This window comes from Aliivibrio fischeri ATCC 7744 = JCM 18803 = DSM 507, assembly GCF_023983475.1.
In the GTDB taxonomy this organism is placed as follows: Bacteria; Pseudomonadota; Gammaproteobacteria; order Enterobacterales; family Vibrionaceae; genus Aliivibrio; species Aliivibrio fischeri.
In genome coordinates this window covers 791,967-813,040 of record NZ_CP092713.1, presented here as the reverse complement: position 1 = coordinate 813,040, position 21,074 = coordinate 791,967, and the positions used below count along the sequence as shown (strand labels likewise).

Sequence of the window (21,074 nt, the reverse complement as noted above, 5' to 3'; positions counted from 1 at the left end):
CATTAAATAAATTTAATTTAATTTAATTATCTCATAAACCAACTAATAAGTATTTAATAAAAAATAATATATATGGAGCAAAAATGAATAAATTCATCAAAACAACAATGTGTATTGCCGCATTATTCAGTAGCATTAGTTTTGCTTGTACAACTGTAGGGTGGTTATCCGACTATGGTATGATTATTAGCCGAACTCAAGACTGGTCCGAAAACTCTTTCCCAACACTCACTCGTATCGAAGCAGGCACAGTTCGCAATTTACATGGAACACCAACTGGCGATACTTATAAAACTAAATATACAATTGCTGGCATTTTAGCTTATAGCGGTCTTATACATGATGCTGTAAATGAAAAAGGCTTGCAGATGAATGGGCTTTATTACAAACCAATGACTCTACCAAAAGCTGAAAAAGACTCTGTTAGCCAATTAGAACTTGGCGGGTATATTTTAGCAATGTATTCGAGTGTAGAGGAAGCGGTAACTCATCTTAAAACGTTAAAAGTTGGTTCGGTTTCTATGCCAGGGGCTCCAGCTCCAATCCTTCTCCATTGGGCTATAACTGATAAAACTGGAGACCGTGCAGTTATTGAATATGACGCTGATGGTTTAAAAATCTATCGAGGTGAAGATGCAATGGTAATGACAAATCAACCTTCTCAGCAAATTCATTTAGATAATGTTAAAACAATCAAAAAGTTTGGTCCTGGCGTTAATTTTGGTTCAAAAGGAAATACTAATCCCGAAGATAGATTTAAAGAAGCAACTTATTTTAGATCTCAACTTAAAGGTGCTACATCTTCACGTAATGCAATGCTAAAAGTATTTAGTGTTGCACCTACTATTCCACAAGATGCTGCTAATATTTTAAATGGTAAAAAATCCACATATGCTACGGAATGGCAAATGACAACAAACCTAACTACTGGTGAAACTATTTTTTCTTATCACTTCAATGACACATGGAATAATTTAGAGTGGAACTATAAATCAATTATTGAAAATACAGATTTTAAACCGCTACCGCTATATAAATAATAGTAGTCATTAATATCAATAAACCGTTCACTGTGCGTGGACGGTTTTATTTTCTTATATTTATTCAATGTGAATTTTTACATCCCTTTAAACAAACTTTGAGCACTTCTGCTTACGGGTAATTTCACACCACCAATGTGAACACACAAATGCCCCAGTAAATCCTTTTTCACTTTTTCTATTTGAGCAACATTAACGATACTTGAACGGTGAATTTGCCAAAAATGATCAGGATTGATCTTTTGCTGTAACTCTTTTAGCGAACTGCGAATAAGGTATTCCGTTATGTTGATATCATTTTGCTTGGCATAAACCGAAACGTATTTATCTTCTGCTTTAAAATACAAGACATCTGAAACAGAAATTAAATGCAGATCCTCACCTTTGTACGCTTTAATCCAGCTTAAATATTCTGGTTGTTGCTGTGCAGATAACTGTTGTATCTGAGCAAAAAGCTCACTCAATACATTTTGATTTTGTTTAGGCTCTGAATGTTTATTTTGCTGAGTTAACCTTTGTTTTAGTTTTTCACAGGTAGCTTCAAGTCTGGTTTCAGAGATGGGTTTTAACACATAATCAATCGCATTATTTTCAAACGCTTTTACCGCAAATTCGTCGTAAGCGGTAATGAACACAATTAACGGCGCTACGGTACTTTTTTGTAATTTTGCTGCCAATGCCATACCATCTAATTCTGGCATTTTTATATCTAAAAAGGCGATATCCGGTTGGTGTTGCTCTATTGCATCAAGCGCTTCTTTACCGTTAGCACATACCGCTACAATATCTAAATCAAGCCAAAGATCGGATAACATTTTTTCTAAATGAAAGCGTAATAATGGCTCATCATCGGCAATAACGGCGGTAATGGATTGACTCATGAATACTCCCTATTTAGTTGAAGTAATTTATCCGATGGAATTGTCAGCTCTGCATTTACACCACCGTCTTTATTTTCAGTGATACGAACGGAAGCACTGCCATCGAACAAATCATGCAATCGCTGTTTGATATTATTTAAGCTCATCCCATGTCCTTTACTTGGTGACACTAACTCCAATCCAACTCCATTATCAGAGATAACAACAATAAACTGATTATTCTCTTGCTTAAACTGAACCATAAGCTGCCCTCCCTGCGCACTCGGCTCTATACCGTGAGTAATGGCATTTTCAACCAGAGGCTGAATTAACAGAGGTGGCAGAGAAATAGGCTCAATTATCTGATTATCAATCTCATACGTTAAACGATCCCCTAAGCGGATCTGTTGAATCGATAAATAAGCATTTAATAACTCAATTTCTTGCTCAACGGTAATTAATGGATTCCGGTTTGTTTTTAGCGATCCTCGGAGTAAATCCGTCAGCTTTTCTAGCATCAATTTTGCTTTATTGCTGTCTAACTCAATTAACGCACTGATATTCGCCAATGTATTAAATAAAAAATGTGGCTCAATTTGACTTTGAAGCTGACTTAATTGGCTTAATACTAGCGCCTTTTCTTGCTCTAGCTGTTTACGTTTAGAGAGTGCCAACGCTTGCTCTGCTATCATGGTTTTCTCAGTTGCGTGAAAGTAATAGAAACAAATAGCAGTAAAGATTAACCCTAATAATACAATGGGCTGAAGTGCTTCTAAGGTGGCGAAATCGTCATATTTATTTAGCCATAATGATGCGTGAAATGTACCCAATGTGATAGAAAGCACCATAGCTAATACGGTGGAATACGCTTTTTTTAAAGTGGGAAAGTTATTCTCTAAGACAAATGAGCATAAAACGGCACTATAGCCATAACCCAAACTAATAATGATGTGCTCATAAAATGGTGATGGCCAAATATTGCTCGTCATCATGGCGATAACCACACAGAATACCGTTGTGATAAGTAAACTTTTCACTAATTGCATTATCGTTTCTTTTCGCTCACTCATTAGAATCGTCCTTTTATATTCAGTAACAGCATATGCTTATCGGATAAATTTGCATACGCTGAGTCGCTTTTTCCTGTCAAAAAACGCGCGGCAAGTTCCATTTCCACACTTGAATCACCTGAATCATGAAGCAAATAATTTAGCCATTGCGTTGCTATCACTCCGTTATCTTCTGGTGAATACAAGACATCAAATGTTGGGGTAAACTGACTTAACCATGAGATGTCTTTACTCCACTGCCACGCTGTCCATGCGTTAGGATCCAAACTCCAATGAAACATCATGTTATGTTGAACCATATTGACATGATTAAAGCCTTGTTGATATGACGGTGTTGCTACAGTAAGCGCATTATTCCACTCGTTTTTACTCCATGCTCGACTGTCATACCAATACTCTACAACGACACTGCTTCCGATTTCATTTGCCCAAGTTAACCCTACTAGCGCTTGATAGGCATTTTCTTCTTTTTCTAACGTGACAGGATAACGTGTGATACTTGGCTGCTGATAAGAAAGATACTTGGATTGATACACTGCCGATCCATGAAACTCCCACGCGGTATCTAGCACTGTAACAACACTTGCGCCCAATAACCCTTGTCGAACATCATCATAATAAGCGACCCATTGGTATTCTGTATCTCCCACTAACGCATAGCGTCTTATGCCAATCCCTTGCTGTTCACTTTGCTCTTCTAACTCACTTCCTTTTTGCTGCGTCCATGATGAGTCGGTATAAATTAACGACCATTCACCTTGATCATCAAAATAAGAGACCGAAGCGACACCGGCCCCTTCCTCTACCTGTATACCAACAGGGTTTCGACGATAAGGCGTAAAAATATCCAGCGGGCGATAACCATAACCAACACCCCAATCGACTCTTACTTTACCTAGTTGTAAATCCAATGGAATATCGGCAATATCAATGCTGCTTTGCCAAAATAATTCACTGACAATTAACTCAGCTTCTGCACTTTTATCTTCTGATTGAATGCTAGATTGGGAATAAAGATCATTGCCTTTAAGAGCCACCACCGCATTCCAGTTCTGATAACCGATTTGAACATCCAATAGCCCATTAAACGACTCTTGGTGTTCATTGTCTGTCATTGGAGAAAAAACCGTCTCTCGCTGTTGAACCGTTTCGGCACTCAGCATCCAATCCCACTCGAAAGTCATCTCAGAAGCTTGAGCGCTTAAAGAAGCCACCCAAGCACTACAATATACTAGCCGTTCTAGCCAAGGTTTCATGATCACAAATCCAACTGTTTGGTGCGTGACAGATAAGCAGGGTTATAATATTTATCGGCAATCTCTGTTGGTGTAATTTCTTTATATTCAATCACCGTTTTTTGATTGGTTTGAATTTGATCATTTAACACCATTGAGATCACTTTGGTTTCGCCTTCTCTTATCCCTTTAATAAACCACGCTTCTTTAGCCATTTTTCCTGAACGTAAATAGAGATCAGCTTTAATCGGAAAACCCGTTCCTTGCTCTAACCATAAATCGATAGTGAAATAACTCGCGCCTTTTGTTGTCGCTTTTAGTTTAATCTTTTCAGTTTGAACCGTTTGACCATCGGTTAGTTCGACTGTTGTCGATTCGACCCACTCACCTTGATAATCTTCACTCCACGTTAACGTTGAAATGTCACCCACTGAGGCTTCACCGAGTAATTTTTGCATCGGTGTAATGCGGATTGGGCGGCGGCTTTTGGGCATGAGTAACCAATAGTTATCCCCTAGCATCAGCATCTTTTGTCCGGCTTCCACTTGAGAATTAAACAACACCAAAGATTCTCGATCTTCTCGTGTGTATACCGTGTATTGGCGTGTTTTATCTAGCTCCTCATTTTTGTATAGCTTAACCTCAGAAACCACTTTTGCTGAACTTTCACCTAAGCGAAAATCATCGGCCTTTTTCACCAATTGTTTCACTCGAGCCTCAGTTAGGCTGTGCGTGTTATCAATATTTTGCGTTGTTGCGATTGCAGTAGATTGAAAACCAATAAGCACAAACAGAATAAATAAGTGAGATAATTTAGACATAAATAAGCGCCTCCGTAATGGGTTTTTTTACGCCTTTTTTGGCAGATAAGTACGCTGCCAGTAAACAAATACACACAACACCAACGCCTGCATAAGCCACTAATTCAAATGAGAAATAAATATTCAGTGGGTACCCATCCGTTCTTCCCGGTGGTGGTGGCATCTGCACATCAACCACCAACAGCAGTATTGTCGTTAAGGCTGTTATTACTGCACCAAGAACCACACCTATCACTGCAAGTAAGCCCGCTTCTCGTAAGAATGAGTGAATGATCTCGTTAGGATAGCTGCCTAATGCGGATAAAGTGCCGATTTCACGTGTTCTTTCTGTTACGGACATCGTCATGGTATTAAATAACGCCACAAATACCACTAGCCCCATCACAAAGCCCATCACACCAAAGATAAGATCATATAAATCTTTCACTTTGTTGTAGAAAAATGCGCGCTCTTGCCATGGAGTGATTTCAACGTCGTAATCAAGTGGCATTGTTTCTAACTCTTGAGCTAATCGTTGATGTAACTCGGCAGTTTTTTCAGTATCAAATAAAAAGACCGATAAGGTGCTTACTTTCTCTGATAACAGTAACTCTTGTGCAGAATCGATATGAATATAAAGCTGACGTTTATCTAACTCGGGAACCCCCGTTGAATAGGTGCCATGCACTTTAAAATCAAACGCATTAAGTGCCCCTTCGCTGGTGGTTGCCAGTAAAGTTACCCAATCACCCACACTGACGTTGAGGTTTCTCGCTAAATCGACCCCAAGCATGATTTCAGGCTCCATGACATCGTATCGACTTGAGGTAATGTCGGTTAACGTTTTTCCTGATCTCATGTCTAAAAATGGGCCTTTCATATCGAACTCTCGATCGTTCACCCCAGTTCCCATGAAAATCGTCGATTTTACGCCATTAGAAATTAGCCCAGTAAAATCAATTCGAGGTTGTACGCCTCTTACTTCATCGTATTTCATAATCGTGCGAATTAATTCTGATGTATCAGATAATCCATTACTTAATGGCATCTCTTCATCGCTTTCAAAGTAACCCGGTTGGCTTAATGTAAGATGGCCCGTATCTCTTGCTGTCGATTCTTTCAATGAGTCATAAGTATATAAACCAAACCCACCCGCACTGGTTAATGCAAATACGGCAATCGTAATAATTAAGATAGAAAGTGCGCTACGACGGCCGTTTCGCAATAAATTCAACCACGCTAAACGCAGAGAATAAGGTAATAGTGAAATTAACTTGCCCATGACACGGCCTCCTTGCTGATGGTTCCATCCAGTAAGTTGATGCACGTATCGCAATGTTGCGCCATTCGATAATCATGCGTTGCAACAATAAAGGTGGTGCCAATTTCCTTCCCGAGCGCTTTCATAATATCAATCACGGTCTCTGCGGTTTGGCTATCTAAACTGGCTGTTGGCTCATCCGCAATAACCAAACTTGGTTTATGAACTAAGGCACGAGCAATGGCGACACGTTGCTGTTGTCCACCAGAAAGATTATCTGGTCGATGGTGAATAAAATCACCTAGTCCCACTTTTTCTAACATCTCAATGGCTAAGAGCGTTTGATCTTTACTGCTGTATCCATTTAATACTAATGGGTATGCTACGTTCTCTAATGCGGTCATCACGGGAACTAAATTAAAACGCTGAAACACAAAGCCCAGTTGGTGACGTCGTAACTTAGCGGCTTCAATAGGGTCTTTAGGGTAAAACTCACCGTCCATTTTTATTTCTCCCTGATAATCCATATCAAGTAAGCCTAAGATGTTTAATAAGGTACTTTTACCTGATCCCGATGGTCCGCATAACGCCACCATGCTGCCTTTTATGATAAAACCATCTACTTTTTTCAGAGCCTCCACTCTCTGAGAGCCAAGCTGATACGTTTTTTCTATACCTTTAAAACTGATCATCATTATCTCCTAATTACTTGCGCTAATAAGCGATTGAGCGTTAAGGGTTTCTGGGTGAGTGTTATCTTGTTTTAGCATAACGGCGAGCCATTGATTGGCTTGTGCTGGGTCTTCTGCTCTAAGTGCCGCTTGTACTGCGTATCCGTATACCCAAGCCGTCGCTTCATAAGGCTGTTGTTGGAATGTTGGCTCTGAAAGTAGAGCTAAATAGAGAGCATAACCACGCTCAAAGTGATTAAACATATCAGGAAGTTGTGAATAGGTTGCCGCCGCTAGCGCACGAGTGAGATAAGACTCTGGCAAACCTGAAACTATCGGCTGTTCTTCAATTGGTGCATCTTCTGTCGCGAGTAAATTTAACCCTTTCCCTATTTTCGCTAGTCCTTGCTCAACGTATTTCATTGCGGTCCATGGCATCATGGCATCTCGACCTTTTAGGGTTTCTGCACTCCCTAAATAGACAAGTGTCAGTGGTGTTGCTCCATCTTTTTGAATCAATTCCTCAAAACGATCATAAGCCGGCTCGACAAGATCTTCATTTCCAGCCGCCGCTTGGTTATATGTAGAAATGTCTTCATCCGTTAACGCTGCTTGAGTTGAAAACGTCATGACACTGATTAATAAACTTACCGTTGCTGTTATTCGTTTCATCTGTCTGTCCTTAATTACATGATCCTGTTTGATGTTCACAGATTAACTAAGACAAAACCAAAAAAACGTTGAATGCGACGAACGGTAAATAGAGAGGATGAATGGTAATAATGAGTTTAAATACTTGTCATCGATACCTATTCTGGTTAAGTTTAATGCTTACTAATTAAACAAGGATGCGTGTAATGGAAATAGTGATTCGCCGAACAGAAGTAAAAGACATTGATGGGTTGTGTGAATTATACAGCCAACCTCAAGCTCAGGCGCAAACTCTCCAGCTCCCTATTCCATCACGTGCACTCTGGGAAAAACGACTCTCAGCAATACCTGACAATGTTTACAGCTATGTTGCCCTTATTGATGGGAAAATTGTGGGGAATATTGGCTTTGAGCACGTAACACGCCCAAGAACCCAACATGTTGCGCACTTTGGTATGGGGGTTCACGATGACTATCACGGTCGTGGTGTTGGAAGTAAATTATTAGAAACGGTGTTAGATCTTGCTGACAACTGGCTCAATGTGAGACGCATTGAAATTGATGCGTTTGTCGACAATCATGCAGCTCTAAGGTTATATAAAAAATTCGGGTTTGTTATTGAAGGAGAAGCGATTGATTCTGCGTTTAGAAATGGTGAATTTATTAACACCTATTATTTGGCTCGCATTAATCGTAACTAACCTCTCCTTTCTTTAGTAGCAAAACTTCCTTAAACGTGGCGGACTGTTTCTGAATATTAGAAGCAACCGCCATACTTAACGTAATTGACTGTCTTTACTTGCCCTGCGGTTATAAGCACTGAATGCTTTTTCACGTGCATCTTCTTTTGCCTGGCACTCAACACACAACTCTACACCCGGTATTATGTTTCGTCGTGCTTCTGGAATTAATTCCCCACACTCCAAACAATAGTTCGTATCATTGTGCTCATGATGAAGATGCGAACGAGCACGGTTAATTGCATCAATTACGGTGGCATCTATTTGTTCTTGGACGCCACCATCTCTTGTAAATCCATTAGCCATAATGGTCTCCAGTTAATGAAATAACGACTAGGAGAGCATTATCTATTATTAACGGTATTTTGATAATATCGCTAAATGTGAATTACTATTACAGCTGTGTAATAAACAAAATTAAGGGGATATTAAAAAAGCCGCAAAATTAACTTACGGCTTTCATTCATAGCTAGAGCATTAAATATGTAGTTAAGCGATAGTTTTTACGTACTCTTCCCAATATTGAGTAGCAACCTTAATCGCCTCTTCTCTTGGGTAGTTTTCTGCTCGTTTATTTGCCCACAATACATTAGCGACATTAAAAATAACGGTGTTCGCCATTAACTGTAATTGTTCTGATTTAGTACCTAACAAACAAGATTGAGGGACTGGTAAGTCATTAATTAGAGCTTCTTCCCAATACAGTTCTTCACACTCTCCTTTTGATGCACACCACAGTGATTGGCTGACTTTAGGGTTAAATTCAGATTCTCCACCCATACCTTTAAAGCACAATGCCAATTCAGAGCAGTCGTCTGTTGCTTGTTGTAAGCGAGACTCTGCTTCGCCATGCAGTTGCGGTAAACCAGGATGAAAGCTGCCACGTAATGAAATTGGCGCTGATGCAGGGTTTAACATACGCGCACAGGTATTCGCAGGGGTACGTAAACCGTATTCATGTTGCCATAACAGCATGGTTTCTACTTGCGGCGCATAAACCGATAGAGGCAAATAAGCGATATTGCCTTCATTTAGTACTTTTTGTGTTTCTGCAATGCTTGTGCAACTTGGAATGTTTAATTTATCAATTACTTGAGATACGTGCTCTCGAGTGCTGCCCAGCTGTAAGTGACCATGAATTAACACTCTAAAGCCTTTGTTCGCAAGAATTTGTGCCGCGTATAACTGCCACGAAGGACCTTGAACCTGACGCTTACCTGCAAAACACGCCCAATCAATATCAACATTAAGATCTTTTAATTCAGGTGTCTGAACATTACGAACAAATTCACGAATAGCCGTGGTAAAGCCACTTATCTCATCAACCGTTTCATTCTGAACTCGGATAAGCATCATCAACATCGCCATTTTATCGTTACTAATATCGCCGGAAAGATACTCTTTCATCACTTGATAAGCTTGTTCAAACGTCAATGGTTTACGGCTGCGTTCACCACGGCCTACGGTTCTAATGCATTCTATAATTGAGCTCATGACTGTCCTTGTATTTTCTTTATAATCTTCAACTACACAGACGTTATCACATAAACAAAAAAAACCAAGAGGTTCATAATAATCTACACACCTCTTGGTTATTTACTCAATCATTCAATATCTTAATGCGCTTTCTCTTCTCGCTCGACACCTCGAAAGAAAATAGGAAACAACTTAATTAATCGATAACAAATCCAAATTAAAATACTAGTGACAATAACAGCAACAACAATAGACGACACTCGATATAAAATAGAGAAGAATGCGTCTTTTTGTCCCGGAATTGCACCTGTAATAGGTATTGTTAATGCTGCCATCGCAGAGAACCCTATTCCTTTAATAGCAGGATTTTCACTGGCTAGCCATTTACAAAAATACCCTGATGCAATCGCAAAACTTAATATATATAAGATTGGATTATCGTATAAATCATATAACACTAATTGAATAGCCATGGCTGCCGCACAACCGGCTAACGTCCCTACGATTCGGATACGAGCCATCATCAATGAACCCACTAATGTCATTGGCGAAAGCATAATTAGCATCGACGCTTGAGCGGATAGTGAATCATTTAAATTTGCGATTTCGAAAATCAAAAACACAATCATGGCGACCATCCACCCTAAAGCAGTTTGCTCTAGCATGTCTCTTGGATCTTTACTTTGCCCTTCTACTTTTAGGATTGGTGTGTGCGCTTCAATTGGATCAGGAAACAAATAAAAAGCCATGGCGCAAATTGGCACCATCATAATGGCAGCAACCCATACGCCAATAATAAAGTTCTCTAAATCAAAGGTCGGATATGAACCAAAATTCAACAAAATTGAACCAACCAATAATCCCGTATATCCGAATAAATAACTGGCTTTATAGTGCATAGCATGGCATTTAAAAAGCAGCATAATACCAACGGCAACCGTCATCAATAATGGGTATGGCTGTAAAAAACCAACGATCAATGACACTTGAATCCCTACCCAAAAAATACTGATTAACAGTTGTATAAACATTTGAGCATTCCAACGGTTCAAATTAGATAAAATGAACAATGGGAACAAGGTACCAAACATACCATTCGACCAGCCAAATACCGTACACATGGCAAATCCAACAACACAACCAAACCAAATTCGTAATGCTTTCATGTAAGCCTCACACTAATAAATGTAATGTAAGTAGCTGATCATGGTAATTAAACTATGGCCAATGTAATCAATCACACTGTTTCCTGAAGTGTAAATAATTACAGTTGCACGTGAACCAACAAATAATCTCGGAGACAATGGCTCACCGCTCGTTAAATTAACACGTACACGTTGTGCATCTCGCACCCAACGATTACTGACTTCAACACTACTTAATTGACCATTGGCTTTTTGTTGTGCAGAAGCGACACCATAATCACGGCTCTCTACAATTAATGGAAAGACTTCACCAGGCATTGCATCGTAAGCAACTTCTGCTCTCATTCCTTTAACCATTTCTGAAGTCGCTTTCTCACGGTAATCGGCAGAAACCCACAGTGAATCCGTTGGGATAAAAGTCAATAATGGCTGATTAGCATTTGCGAACACACCTACATGCAATTGCATATTGGTAATGATCCCTTCATTCTGAGCAACCACTTGCGTATGCTCTAAATTTAACTCTGCTTGTTTCAAGCTATTTTTCGCTGATAACACAGCACTGCTTTGCCCATTACCTTTGCCTAACTTCACTTCAAGAGCATGAACTTTCTGTTGTGCCGCCATTAAGTTCGCCGCCGCTTGATCTCGTTTAGTTAGTGCTGAATCCAAACCTGAAGCTGAAACTGCGCCAGAATTCGCTAAACGCTTAATACGATGATATTCACGATTGGCATTATTCGCTGTCACTTGTGTTGTCTTTACATTTGATCGTGCAGCTTCTATATCTGCAACTAACGACGCTTCTTGTTCTTTTGCTTGCGCTAACGCTATCTTCGCTTTTTGCACAGCAAGTAGATATTTTTCATCATCAATTTTAAATAACAACTCTCCCTTCTTAACCAACTGATTATTTGTATGGTTAACTTCGACAATACGGCCTGACACCTCAGGAGAAATTTGAACAACAAACCCTTGAACTTTACTTTGAGTCGTTAATGGTGTGAGTCTATCCGCCATCACTAAATAAGCGGTAACGATAAGAAACAATACAATTAGAATTCGCATCCATTGTTTAAATTTTTGTTCTGCAGCTTGCATATATATTCTCAATAAAATCAAAATTGACGTGATCTAGTTCTCATTATAAGGCGTGATTTCAAAACGAATAGATGGCAAAATAGAACACATAAGACCTATAAATAGGACAATAATGTGTACGAAAACCGTAAATCTTTGCCTTCATTTGATGATATTTATCTCTTTGTCCTTGTAGTAAGGCATAAAGGGATAAGTGCTGCAGCACAATTCTCAGGCCTACAACGTTCGAAAGTCAGCCGTCGATTACAAGAATTAGAAAAGGCGTTAGGTCATCAATTATTAATCAGAACCACAAGATCAATTGAGTTAACCAAACAAGGAGAATGGTTATATCAACAAGCATCAAGCCCAATTAACACCTTGGTTGACGCAAGTTTATTGATGAGAGATCACCATATAACACCAAGAGGAACGTTAAGAGTCGCAATACCTCCTGCGCTTGGTATGACAGAAGTATTCTCAACATTGATTGAAAAATACATAGAAGAAAACACCGAGGTTAAATTAGAAATTGAGCATCACGTTCAATCATTAGACTTACGCAGAAGCAATATAGACTTACAAGTATTGCCAAGTTACATCGAACCACTGCATGACGATTACATCCAGCAACGTTTAATTCAAATCCCATATAGTATGGTTGCTTCTCCAAATTATTTACGTGTTAATGGTCACCCAGATAATGTTACTCAATTGGATCAATTCCACTTATTGGCAAGTCGATATAATAAAAGTTTATTGCCTCAAGGATTAAATTATCAGCTATTTAGTGATGATCTGAATTTATTACAAAAATTAGCAATATCAGGAAAAGGAATCGCTTTACTGCCATCCATTCTAATTGAGGAAAATATTAAACAAGGATCGGTTGTTGAAGTATTACCCAGAAAATCATTTACCGATTTAACTATTACTTTAATTTATCCAACACCACACTATTTACCTGAAAAAACACGGTCAATGGTAAATTTATTTCGAGAGACATTTTCTGATTTACCTTAACAATCATAAAGATAAGAAGAAATTACCTCGTACTTAGCATTTTAATCATAATAGAATTTTAAAATGCTATGTCCTAGATTTTCGATCAATATATTATTAACCACATGAATAGGACGGGTTAGCAAAAACGGAGAAAAATGTCCATAAATGCTACAACCTTTGTCTCAAAAATACGTTTTTTTTGACAGTTTGTCAGAAAGATAACCAAATTTAGGGCACGTTATTTTTTATTATAACTACTCAACTAGCCCAAGTGAGCCCTAAATATAAAGCCAATATCATCAAATGATATTGGCTTTATTCTTTTTACTTAAACAGTAAACTAAATAATTAATTATCTAGAGCTTCAAGATGAATGTATTTACCCATATTTTTGCGTTTTACACTTGGCATGTATGGGATTTCACCTAATTTTGGCGCAGGCATTTTATCTTCTAGCATCTTAATGATTTCAGCGTAGTTTTCTGTACCTGGGTTTACTCGGTTAGCTACCCAACCAATAATCTCTAAACCATCATGTTGAATCGCTTCAGCCGTTAGCATTGCATGACTTAAACAACCGAGTTTAATCCCAACAACCAATACCACTGGCAATTTTTCTTGCTGTACCCATGTTGATAAACAATCATCTTTAGACACAGGAACACGCCATCCACCGGCACCTTCAACTAAAACAACATCTGATTTCTCTTTTAATGAAGCTAAACCTTCAGATAATACGGAGTAATCAATAACCACATTTTCTGCTTCTGCTGCAATGTGTGGTGATGCAGGCATTAATAACGCATATGGGTTTACTTCTTCATAGCGTAATTCAACATTGGCTACAGCACGTAAATGGATTGCATCAGAGTTTTGAACGCCTTCGCCTTTGTCTTCAGAGCCTGCTGCTACTGGTTTATAAGCAGCAGTTCGTAAACCTTTCATGTTTAACGCATCTAAAATCGCTTTTGAAGCAACGGTTTTACCCACATCTGTATCTGTTCCTGCAATAAAAAATGCATCAATCATTACTTATAACTCCGTAGCCTACCTGATATGTAGCAGGTAAGTGGTTTAATTCACTTCTAAATATTTGATACGCTTCTTCCACTGCTAATAGCTTTTCTTTGCTCAATAATCCTGAGCTGCGACCATTAGGTAAATGCGTTGCTCCAATTCCTTTTAAATCTTTCATTAAAGCAAGAGCGGAAGAATACGTCATCTCGACAGACGTGCAGTGTAGTGTAAAGTTGTTGCATTCAGATTGCGCTAACGCAATTTTTACCATAGATGGCGTAATAAAATCGTTAACATGTTGATATAAATCAACCTTTGACCATGCTTTTTTCAATTCAAACAGTGAGCCATCTAGCAAAGTTGAGAAAATAACCTTGCTTTTATTATGGCTAATTCGTCTCATTTCTCTTAGTGGTACCGATAAATCTTGGCACCATTGCAGCGCTAAACTAGATACGACACCATCAAATTCATCATCCATGAACGGAAGGTCTTCAGCATCCCCTTGAATATAGGTAATATTGTGATCACCACATCGTTCTTTCGCTTTCTCTAACATGATAGGCGATAAATCAAGCGCTACAACGCGTGCTCCACGTTTTAACAAGGCTTCGCAGCAATAACCGGTTCCACACCCCACATCTAAAATTCGTAGACCAGTGAGATCGGTTGGTAAATAAGACAACAGCGTATCTGCCACTTGGCGTTGAAATTCTGCTGAACGATCATATGTATGCGCCGCTTTACTAAATGCGGCTTGAATCGCTTGTTTTTCTTTATTTGATGTTGAATTAAACATATCGATGGCAACTGCTGGATTCACCATAACACCTCATCCTAATTCGTTTATCGCTTGTGTCAGCGCTGAAATATCTGCTGATGAATGATTTGCACTTAAGGTCACTCTTATGCGAGCTGAACCGACTGGAACCGTTGGTGGACGAATTGCTGTTGTCCATAACCCCCGCTCTTTTAACGAATCAGCGAGTATCATCGCATCGCTTGCTTCTCCTATGATGATAGGCTTAATTGGCGTTGGTGTTTTTTCTGCGCCTACAAAATTCATTAATTCAGATTCAAATTGCAGGCTTAATTCATTGAGTTTTTCACGTCGCCATTCTTGTTGTTGGATCATCAATAAAGCGTGTGACAACGTATGTGCTTGAGCTGGAGGCATTGCCGTAGAGTAAACATGATGACGTGCAAATTGCGATAAATAATCACCACACTCTTGATTGCAAAGCACAGCCGCACCAGACAATCCGAACCCTTTTCCGAAAGTCACAATTAATATATCCGGCGTTATCGAATAAACATCACAGCAGCCTTTACCATTACTACCTAACACTCCACACCCATGGGCATCATCCACCATTAACCAAGCATCATTTGCCTTAGTGAGTGTTGCAATATCAGCTAATGGCGAAAGATCCCCATCCATACTAAATACGCCTTCCGTCACCACCAATGTTGGCTCACCTGATGAACGATTTAACAAACTCTTTAAGTGGTCAACATCATTGTGTTTAAAGCGTTTCATTACTGCGGGAGATAACATTCCCGCTTCCATTAGTGATGCATGATTCAATTTATCTTGTAATACGATGTCGCCCTTTTCTAATAATGAAAAGAGTACCGCTTGATTCGCACTAAAACCTGAATTAAACAAAATAGCACAATCAAAGCCAAGCCATTCCGCCAACTGAGATTCCAAATCGGCATGAGGTTTAGAATACCCAGTAACTAAAGGTGACGCACCACTACCACTTCCGTATAAAGATAGTCCCTCTTGCCACGCCTCCATCAACTCTTTGCTACTCGCCAAGCCTAAATAATCATTTCCAGAAAAATTCAAATAGCTTTTACCATCAATAATTAATGTGGCCTGATTTCCTTGCGACACCACTCGACGTGAGCGATTTAGCCCTGCTTGCTTACGTTGATTAAGTGCAGAGCTAATACGTTGATTAAACGCTTGCTTCATAGAACAAGTCATCTTTATTTGGACGAGCTGCAACACGTTCTGCCACTCTATCAAGCAATTCATGCTCTTGAATTTGATCAGGTTTTTGCGCTACTTGCTCACTGTTCACACCCAATTTTTTGAAAAGTTGCATGTCTGTGTCTTCATCTGGATTTGGCGTAGTTAGCAACTTACACCCATAAAAAACCGAGTTGGCACCAGCCATAAAGCATAACGCTTGCATTTGCTCATTCATGCTTTCGCGTCCTGCAGAAAGACGTACCGCAGATTCAGGCATCATGATGCGAGCAACGGCGATCAAACGAATGAAATCAAATGGGTCAACGTCTTCAGCGTCTTCTAATGGGGTTCCTTTTACTTTTACCAACATATTCACAGGAACAGATTCTGGATGTTGAGGTAGATTCGCTAATTCAACAAATAGACCAGCACGATCACTTGCACTTTCCCCCATACCAATGATGCCACCAGAACAAATTTTCATCCCAGCATCACGAACGTGAGATAGCGTATCTAAACGATCTTGATAAGTTCGAGTGGTAATAATATTGCCGTAAAATTCAGGAGAGGTATCGAGGTTATGGTTATAATAATCCAAGCCAGCTTCTGACAGTTCACCCGCTTGATCGGCGGTGATCATACCTAGGGTCATACACGTCTCAAGGCCCATTTCTTTCACGCCTTTAATCATATCCAATAGATATGGCATATCACGTTCTTTTGGGTTCTTCCAAGCAGCCCCCATACAGAAACGAGTAGAACCTGAGTTCTTTGCTTTTTTCGCAGCGTCTAAAACACTTTCAACTTCCATTAAACGTTCACGATCAACATCAGTGCGGTAGTGAGCACTCTGTGGGCAATACTTACAGTCTTCAGGACAGGCTCCTGTTTTAATTGAAAGTAGTGTACTCACCTGTACATGGTTAGCTTGTTGATATTTTCTATGTACCAATTGAGCCTCAAAGATCAAATCCATAAACGGTTTATCCATCAAGGTTTGTACTTCAGCTACGGTCCAGTTATGTCTCACTTCCACGTGTAAATTCCTTTATTATTTTATGGCTCAACAACCATATAATGACTGTTTTATACTTGGCTAGTCTACGGTTAAACGATACACTGTCAACCTAAAGAAAAGAATAAAGTTTACAACTGGTGAATAAATGAGCATTAACGTCGATTTGGATTTTGACCGTCAACACATCTGGCACCCATATACTTCAACATTAAACCCACTGGCTTGCTATCCAGTCACTCATGCAAAAGGGGTTAATATTTACCTAGAAAATGGGACTGAACTTGTTGATGGCATGTCGTCATGGTGGTCTACCATACATGGATACAGCCACCCTCACCTGAATCAAGCATTAAAAGATCAAACCGACAAAATGGCACACGTGATGTTCGGAGGCATTACTCATCAACCTGCTGTTGAACTTTGTAAGAAACTGGTCGAACTCAGTCCATCTCGATTAGAACAAGTATTTTTAGCCGATTCAGGTTCAGTAGCAGTTGAAGTCAGTTTAAAAATGGCACTTCAATATTGGCATGCGAAAGGTCAGCCTCGATCTAAATTCTTAACCGTGCGTCATGGTTATCACGGTGATACCTTCGCAGCCATGTCAGTCACCGATCCTGACAATTCCATGCATGGACTTTATAAAGGCTTTTTACCTGAGCATCTGTTTGTTGAATCACCAAGCAGTAAGTTCGGTGGAGTGTGGAACCCTGATGATATCCTTCCGTTAGAAGCCATGTTAGCAGAGCGACACAATGATATTGCAGCAATGATCCTTGAACCCATTGTTCAGGGCGCTGGCGGGATGCGCTTATACCATCCTCAATATCTGAAAGAAGTACGCCGCTTGTGTGATAAATATGGCTTACTTTTGATTTTAGATGAGATAGCAACAGGCTTCGGTCGAACAGGAAAGTTATTTGCTTGCGAGCATGCCGAGATTGAACCCGATATTATGTGCATTGGTAAAGCACTCACTGGGGGCTACATGACGCTTTCAGCAACACTCACCAGTAAAGTGGTTGCAGACACGGTATGCAGTGGTGATGCAGGATGTTTTATGCATGGTCCTACATTTATGGGCAACCCACTTGCTTGTGCCGTTGCCAATGCCAGCCTAGATCTAATCCAACAAAATCATTGGCAAACTCAAACCAAACAGATAGAAACCTGCTTTTCTGAATTATTACCCCAACTTAAAAAACATAACGTTGTTGCAGATGTTAGATGGTTAGGCGCTATTGGTGTGGTAGAGCTAACCACGCCTGTTGATATGGAGAAAATTCAAGCACACTTTGTTGAACAAGGGGTTTGGATAAGGCCATTTGGGAAACTCATTTATATGATGCCTCCATTCATTTCTCAACCTGAGCACATTACTAAGCTTGTTAACGCCATTGATAGTGCCCTAGAAACTCTGTTCTAATAATAAAAAACCGATGCCTTTACAGTAAAGGTATCGGTTTTTTAGACGCTCAAATTCAACGTCGATATTTGTCGTTATTTAACTTTAGGTTCATTAGTAAAATCATCTTCTACTAACTTATAAATAATAAAGATAGCAAGCTCGAGTAATGCAGTAAGAATCAAGCTCATGATCACGTAGCGCTCAGCAAAAACACCAATACCGTGTAAGATTGTTGATTGAATAACAAACGCGCCAACTACGCCTAAAATCAACAGCTGTAAAAATTTAATAAACTTCAGCATTTAAATTCCTTCTTTATCATTATCTTAAATAATTGAAATCAACCTTTATAGAGTACACCAAAACAGTGGTGACATAATGATTAATTTCAATAAGATGCTTTATCTTTTCCTTTAGAAGCGACTTTTCTTACTTTTATGACGTATTACTCTGGCTTCCAATCATCATTAATTTTAGACGTTAAGATGTGATCTTCCCATGCACCATTAATATATAAGTACTTTTTCGCTTCACCTTCTTTAACAAAACCAAGTGCAGCAAGTACTTTTGCGCTCTTTTCGTTACGTGGAATATAAGCGGCCATGATTCGATGTAAATTTTGAGCTTTAAACATCCAATCCATAGTGACATTCACCGCTCGTCGCATGATCCCTTTTCCTTGATACTCTGAATCCAAAGAATAGCCAACATGCCCAGCATGAAAAGGAAAACGAGTGATATTACTGTAACTCACCGTCCCTATTATCTTATGCTCGTTTTTATCAACCACCACAAAATAAAAGGCCAAGTTATGTTTATGCAATTCTACAAGCTGCAATAAACGCTGCTTCCAGCCTTCAGGTGTAAAAAAAGCATGACTTCGTTTAGGCTCCCACGGAGCAAGATGATGACGATTACGCATAAAATAGTTGGCAATCGTCACTGCATCACTGCTTTTTATTAAACGAACTTGGTAATGCTCAAACTCAAAACTTACATCCATGTCGTTTCTCTCTATTTTTTACCAATTCCATAATCACGCAATTTATTTGCAATTGCAGTATGTGATACACCTAAACGCTTGGCTAACTTACGACTTGATGGAAATTCATTATATAAACTAGATAAAATACTCGACTCATAAGATTTCATGATTTCATCCAGTGAACCATCAGTATTAATATTAAGACTTCTTGGCGCATTTTTATCAACAATTGGAAGCATAAAATGAGAGGTAGATAGTTGATTTCTATCCATTTGCGTTAATGCTTTTAATGTTGTGCTTCTAAGCTGACGTACATTACCCGGCCATGTGTAACTAGCTAAATAATCGTATACTTCTTCGTCTATGCTTGGCTTAACAATTCCTAGCTCTTTACTTAGTTGCGCTACAAAAAAGTCAAACAAGGTTGCCACATCAGAAATGCGATCACGCAATGGCGGTATCTCTAAAAACAGCACGTTTAAACGATAATACAAGTCTTCACGGAATAAGCCTTGCTCTACCAACTCAAGTAACTCTTTTTTACTTGCCCCGATAATGCCAACATCAACATGGATCTCTTTTTCTTCACCCACACGACGGAAATTACCATCTTGAATAAAGCGTAAAAGTTTAATTTGAAGTAGTGGACTCATCTCACTGATTTCATCAAAGAAAACCGTACCACCATCAGCTTGTTCGATGATTCCTTTCTTCCCTTCTGGCATATTAGGGAACGCACCTGGAGCATAACCAAACAGCTCAGTTTCAGCCACATCATCAGGCATCGCTGCACAGTTCACAACCATAAAAGCCTTACCTGAACGGATAGATGCATTGTGACATGCACGAGCCAACATCTCTTTACCCGTTCCTGTCTCACCTTGGATCAATAATGATTGATCAATGTCAGACAGTTTTTTAGCTTGAGAAATAAGTTGTTTATATTTAGTTGATGAACCGACAAAGTGCTCAAAACCTAAATTTGATGATTCAGGTATAAATGGACGTGCGTTTTGCGCTTCGATAGCGGGTTTGATAATGACAACCGCACTGGTCAAAATTGAAGTGTTACTGTCGTCTGTAATGTAAACCGGCATGATCTCCATGATGTAGTTCATGCCATCAATCAACATAGGTTCACGTTGTCGAATACGAGATTCTTCTAACCATAATTGCACATTAAAATCTGGCAATAAAACCGTTGCTGATTGGCCAATAAGCGACGTTTTATCCAATTTAAAGAGTGATACTACCGCATCATTAATTGTGTCTATCTTGCCTTTTAAATTGATAGAGAAAACAGGGTCTGGCAAGGTACTTAATACAGCTAATAACTCAGTATTTCGACGTTCACTTGGTAAAAATTGAATTTTTCTGACATCCATCACACCATCAAGTCGACGAATTTTCGCCATTAATTGACTAAACTCATCAAAATCGATTTCTGGAAAGTTAAGATAGATTAAGCCTGACTTATCAATTTCAATGTCACGTAAATCAATATGTTGAGAAGCTAAAATATCTAATAACTCACGAGTAAGACCTAAGCGATCCTTGCATTGCACTTCAAGACGCACAAAAATTCCTCAATAATAAGGGTGTCAAAATATGTTTACACCAGTTTGCGT

22 protein-coding genes are annotated in these 21,074 nt (G+C 39.2%); 4 read left to right on the top strand and 18 right to left on the bottom strand.

What is annotated here, in order from left to right; all coding sequences use genetic code 11:
* Nucleotides 1–83 precede the first annotated feature (83 nt).
* The gene (locus AVFI_RS17160) at nt 84–1,040 is read left to right on the top strand and encodes a linear amide C-N hydrolase (protein ID WP_054775745.1); all 957 of its coding nucleotides are present in this window, start codon (nt 84–86) and stop codon (nt 1,038–1,040) included.
* A gap of 77 nt (nt 1,041–1,117) precedes the next feature.
* Here AVFI_RS17160 and AVFI_RS17155 read toward each other — a convergent pair whose 3' ends face one another.
* Genes AVFI_RS17155 through AVFI_RS17125 form a run of 7 tightly spaced genes read right to left on the bottom strand, consistent with a single transcriptional unit; the run spans nt 1,118 to nt 7,609 of the window.
* Nucleotides 1,118–1,921 carry a LytR/AlgR family response regulator transcription factor gene (locus AVFI_RS17155; RefSeq protein ID WP_155662158.1) on the bottom strand — a complete coding sequence of 268 codons (804 nt, stop codon included), beginning with the start codon at nt 1,919–1,921 and terminating at the stop codon, nt 1,118–1,120.
* The gene (locus AVFI_RS17150) at nt 1,918–2,970 is read right to left on the bottom strand and encodes a sensor histidine kinase (RefSeq protein WP_155662157.1); all 1,053 of its coding nucleotides are present in this window, start codon (nt 2,968–2,970) and stop codon (nt 1,918–1,920) included. The genes AVFI_RS17155 and AVFI_RS17150 overlap by 4 nt, the downstream gene beginning before the upstream one ends.
* Nucleotides 2,970–4,226 carry a hypothetical protein gene (locus AVFI_RS17145; RefSeq protein WP_054775744.1) on the bottom strand — a complete coding sequence of 419 codons (1,257 nt, stop codon included), beginning with the start codon at nt 4,224–4,226 and terminating at the stop codon, nt 2,970–2,972. Before AVFI_RS17145 ends, AVFI_RS17150 begins: the two co-directional genes overlap by 1 nt.
* Nucleotides 4,227–4,228: 2 nt before the next feature.
* Nucleotides 4,229–5,026 carry an outer membrane lipoprotein-sorting protein gene (locus AVFI_RS17140; RefSeq protein ID WP_155662155.1) on the bottom strand — a complete coding sequence of 266 codons (798 nt, stop codon included), beginning with the start codon at nt 5,024–5,026 and terminating at the stop codon, nt 4,229–4,231.
* Nucleotides 5,019–6,287 (bottom strand): ABC transporter permease, encoded by a 1,269-nt coding sequence (locus AVFI_RS17135; protein WP_065603692.1) that lies wholly within the window; start codon nt 6,285–6,287, stop codon nt 5,019–5,021. Before AVFI_RS17135 ends, AVFI_RS17140 begins: the two co-directional genes overlap by 8 nt.
* A complete protein-coding gene (locus AVFI_RS17130; RefSeq protein WP_054775743.1) occupies nt 6,275–6,958 on the bottom strand; it encodes an ABC transporter ATP-binding protein in 684 nt (227 codons plus the stop codon). The genes AVFI_RS17135 and AVFI_RS17130 overlap by 13 nt, the downstream gene beginning before the upstream one ends.
* A 9-nt stretch (nt 6,959–6,967) precedes the next feature.
* Nucleotides 6,968–7,609 carry a hypothetical protein gene (locus tag AVFI_RS17125; protein WP_054775742.1) on the bottom strand — a complete coding sequence of 214 codons (642 nt, stop codon included), beginning with the start codon at nt 7,607–7,609 and terminating at the stop codon, nt 6,968–6,970.
* 185 nt (nt 7,610–7,794) lie between these two features.
* On the opposite strand from AVFI_RS17125, the gene AVFI_RS17120 reads away from it, so the two are divergent.
* On the top strand, nt 7,795–8,289 hold the full coding sequence (locus AVFI_RS17120) for a GNAT family N-acetyltransferase (RefSeq protein WP_011263568.1): 495 nt from the start codon (nt 7,795–7,797) through the stop codon (nt 8,287–8,289).
* A 75-nt stretch (nt 8,290–8,364) separates the two neighbouring features.
* On the opposite strand, the gene AVFI_RS17115 is transcribed toward AVFI_RS17120, so the two are convergent.
* From AVFI_RS17115 to AVFI_RS17100, 4 genes are all read right to left on the bottom strand, one after another.
* Nucleotides 8,365–8,634: a DksA/TraR family C4-type zinc finger protein gene (locus AVFI_RS17115; RefSeq protein ID WP_005423103.1), complete on the bottom strand. Its 270-nt coding sequence runs from the start codon at nt 8,632–8,634 to the stop codon at nt 8,365–8,367.
* A gap of 183 nt (nt 8,635–8,817) precedes the next feature.
* The gene (locus tag AVFI_RS17110) at nt 8,818–9,822 is read right to left on the bottom strand and encodes a glycosyl transferase family protein (protein ID WP_065641583.1); all 1,005 of its coding nucleotides are present in this window, start codon (nt 9,820–9,822) and stop codon (nt 8,818–8,820) included.
* Nucleotides 9,823–9,944: 122 nt separating this feature from the next.
* Complete coding sequence (locus tag AVFI_RS17105) at nt 9,945–10,970, bottom strand: DUF2955 domain-containing protein (RefSeq protein WP_065641584.1); 1,026 nt, start codon at nt 10,968–10,970, stop codon at nt 9,945–9,947.
* Nucleotides 10,971–10,982: 12 nt separating this feature from the next.
* A complete protein-coding gene (locus AVFI_RS17100) occupies nt 10,983–12,050 on the bottom strand; it encodes an HlyD family secretion protein (RefSeq protein WP_054775741.1) in 1,068 nt (355 codons plus the stop codon).
* Between the two features lie 114 nt (nt 12,051–12,164).
* On the opposite strand from AVFI_RS17100, the gene AVFI_RS17095 reads away from it, so the two are divergent.
* Complete coding sequence (locus tag AVFI_RS17095) at nt 12,165–13,052, top strand: LysR family transcriptional regulator (RefSeq protein WP_054775740.1); 888 nt, start codon at nt 12,165–12,167, stop codon at nt 13,050–13,052.
* A gap of 330 nt (nt 13,053–13,382) precedes the next feature.
* Here AVFI_RS17095 and bioD read toward each other — a convergent pair whose 3' ends face one another.
* The 4 genes from bioD to bioB are packed head-to-tail and all read right to left on the bottom strand — an operon-like array spanning nt 13,383 to nt 17,071.
* Complete coding sequence (gene bioD / locus AVFI_RS17090; protein ID WP_005423112.1) at nt 13,383–14,063, bottom strand: dethiobiotin synthase; 681 nt, start codon at nt 14,061–14,063, stop codon at nt 13,383–13,385.
* Nucleotides 14,056–14,877: a malonyl-ACP O-methyltransferase BioC gene (bioC, locus tag AVFI_RS17085; protein WP_065603684.1), complete on the bottom strand. Its 822-nt coding sequence runs from the start codon at nt 14,875–14,877 to the stop codon at nt 14,056–14,058. The genes bioD and bioC overlap by 8 nt, the downstream gene beginning before the upstream one ends.
* Before the next feature lie 6 nt (nt 14,878–14,883).
* A complete protein-coding gene (gene bioF, locus AVFI_RS17080) occupies nt 14,884–16,035 on the bottom strand; it encodes an 8-amino-7-oxononanoate synthase (RefSeq protein WP_065641585.1) in 1,152 nt (383 codons plus the stop codon).
* Entirely contained in the window at nt 16,019–17,071 is a 1,053-nt protein-coding gene (gene bioB / locus AVFI_RS17075; RefSeq protein ID WP_011263575.1) for a biotin synthase BioB, read from the bottom strand. The genes bioF and bioB overlap by 17 nt, the downstream gene beginning before the upstream one ends.
* A 127-nt stretch (nt 17,072–17,198) precedes the next feature.
* On the opposite strand from bioB, the gene bioA reads away from it, so the two are divergent.
* Nucleotides 17,199–18,479: an adenosylmethionine--8-amino-7-oxononanoate transaminase gene (bioA, locus tag AVFI_RS17070; RefSeq protein WP_188863650.1), complete on the top strand. Its 1,281-nt coding sequence runs from the start codon at nt 17,199–17,201 to the stop codon at nt 18,477–18,479.
* A gap of 74 nt (nt 18,480–18,553) precedes the next feature.
* On the opposite strand, the gene AVFI_RS17065 is transcribed toward bioA, so the two are convergent.
* The 3 genes from AVFI_RS17065 to tyrR form a co-directional block, all read right to left on the bottom strand.
* The gene (locus AVFI_RS17065) at nt 18,554–18,763 is read right to left on the bottom strand and encodes a hypothetical protein (protein WP_005423119.1); all 210 of its coding nucleotides are present in this window, start codon (nt 18,761–18,763) and stop codon (nt 18,554–18,556) included.
* 143 nt (nt 18,764–18,906) lie between these two features.
* Entirely contained in the window at nt 18,907–19,464 is a 558-nt protein-coding gene (rimJ, locus tag AVFI_RS17060; protein WP_054775739.1) for a ribosomal protein S5-alanine N-acetyltransferase, read from the bottom strand.
* A gap of 11 nt (nt 19,465–19,475) precedes the next feature.
* On the bottom strand, nt 19,476–21,023 hold the full coding sequence (tyrR, locus tag AVFI_RS17055) for a transcriptional regulator TyrR (RefSeq protein ID WP_012535036.1): 1,548 nt from the start codon (nt 21,021–21,023) through the stop codon (nt 19,476–19,478).
* Between the last annotated feature and the right edge of the window lie 51 nt (nt 21,024–21,074).

Excerpts from the sequence above, each read along its gene's own strand:
- AVFI_RS17155 (WP_155662158.1), bottom strand. The coding sequence starts at position 1,921 with ATGAGTCAATCCATTACCGCCGTTATTGCCGATGATGAGCCATTATTA.
- AVFI_RS17100 (WP_054775741.1), bottom strand. The coding sequence starts at position 12,050 with ATGCAAGCTGCAGAACAAAAATTTAAACAATGGATGCGAATTCTAATT.
- AVFI_RS17120 (WP_011263568.1), top strand. The coding sequence starts at position 7,795 with ATGGAAATAGTGATTCGCCGAACAGAAGTAAAAGACATTGATGGGTTG.
- AVFI_RS17150 (WP_155662157.1), bottom strand. The coding sequence starts at position 2,970 with ATGAGTGAGCGAAAAGAAACGATAATGCAATTAGTGAAAAGTTTACTT.
- AVFI_RS17140 (WP_155662155.1), bottom strand. The coding sequence starts at position 5,026 with ATGTCTAAATTATCTCACTTATTTATTCTGTTTGTGCTTATTGGTTTT.
- AVFI_RS17125 (WP_054775742.1), bottom strand. The coding sequence starts at position 7,609 with ATGAAACGAATAACAGCAACGGTAAGTTTATTAATCAGTGTCATGACG.
- bioC (WP_065603684.1), bottom strand. The coding sequence starts at position 14,877 with ATGGTGAATCCAGCAGTTGCCATCGATATGTTTAATTCAACATCAAAT.
- bioF (WP_065641585.1), bottom strand. The coding sequence starts at position 16,035 with ATGAAGCAAGCGTTTAATCAACGTATTAGCTCTGCACTTAATCAACGT.
- AVFI_RS17110 (WP_065641583.1), bottom strand. The coding sequence starts at position 9,822 with ATGAGCTCAATTATAGAATGCATTAGAACCGTAGGCCGTGGTGAACGC.
- AVFI_RS17160 (WP_054775745.1), top strand. The coding sequence starts at position 84 with ATGAATAAATTCATCAAAACAACAATGTGTATTGCCGCATTATTCAGT.
- bioA (WP_188863650.1), top strand. The coding sequence starts at position 17,199 with ATGAGCATTAACGTCGATTTGGATTTTGACCGTCAACACATCTGGCAC.
- AVFI_RS17065 (WP_005423119.1), bottom strand. The coding sequence starts at position 18,763 with ATGCTGAAGTTTATTAAATTTTTACAGCTGTTGATTTTAGGCGTAGTT.
- AVFI_RS17130 (WP_054775743.1), bottom strand. The coding sequence starts at position 6,958 with ATGATCAGTTTTAAAGGTATAGAAAAAACGTATCAGCTTGGCTCTCAG.
- AVFI_RS17135 (WP_065603692.1), bottom strand. The coding sequence starts at position 6,287 with ATGGGCAAGTTAATTTCACTATTACCTTATTCTCTGCGTTTAGCGTGG.
- rimJ (WP_054775739.1), bottom strand. The coding sequence starts at position 19,464 with ATGGATGTAAGTTTTGAGTTTGAGCATTACCAAGTTCGTTTAATAAAA.
- AVFI_RS17105 (WP_065641584.1), bottom strand. The coding sequence starts at position 10,970 with ATGAAAGCATTACGAATTTGGTTTGGTTGTGTTGTTGGATTTGCCATG.
- AVFI_RS17145 (WP_054775744.1), bottom strand. The coding sequence starts at position 4,226 with ATGAAACCTTGGCTAGAACGGCTAGTATATTGTAGTGCTTGGGTGGCT.
- bioD (WP_005423112.1), bottom strand. The coding sequence starts at position 14,063 with ATGATTGATGCATTTTTTATTGCAGGAACAGATACAGATGTGGGTAAA.
- AVFI_RS17115 (WP_005423103.1), bottom strand. The coding sequence starts at position 8,634 with ATGGCTAATGGATTTACAAGAGATGGTGGCGTCCAAGAACAAATAGAT.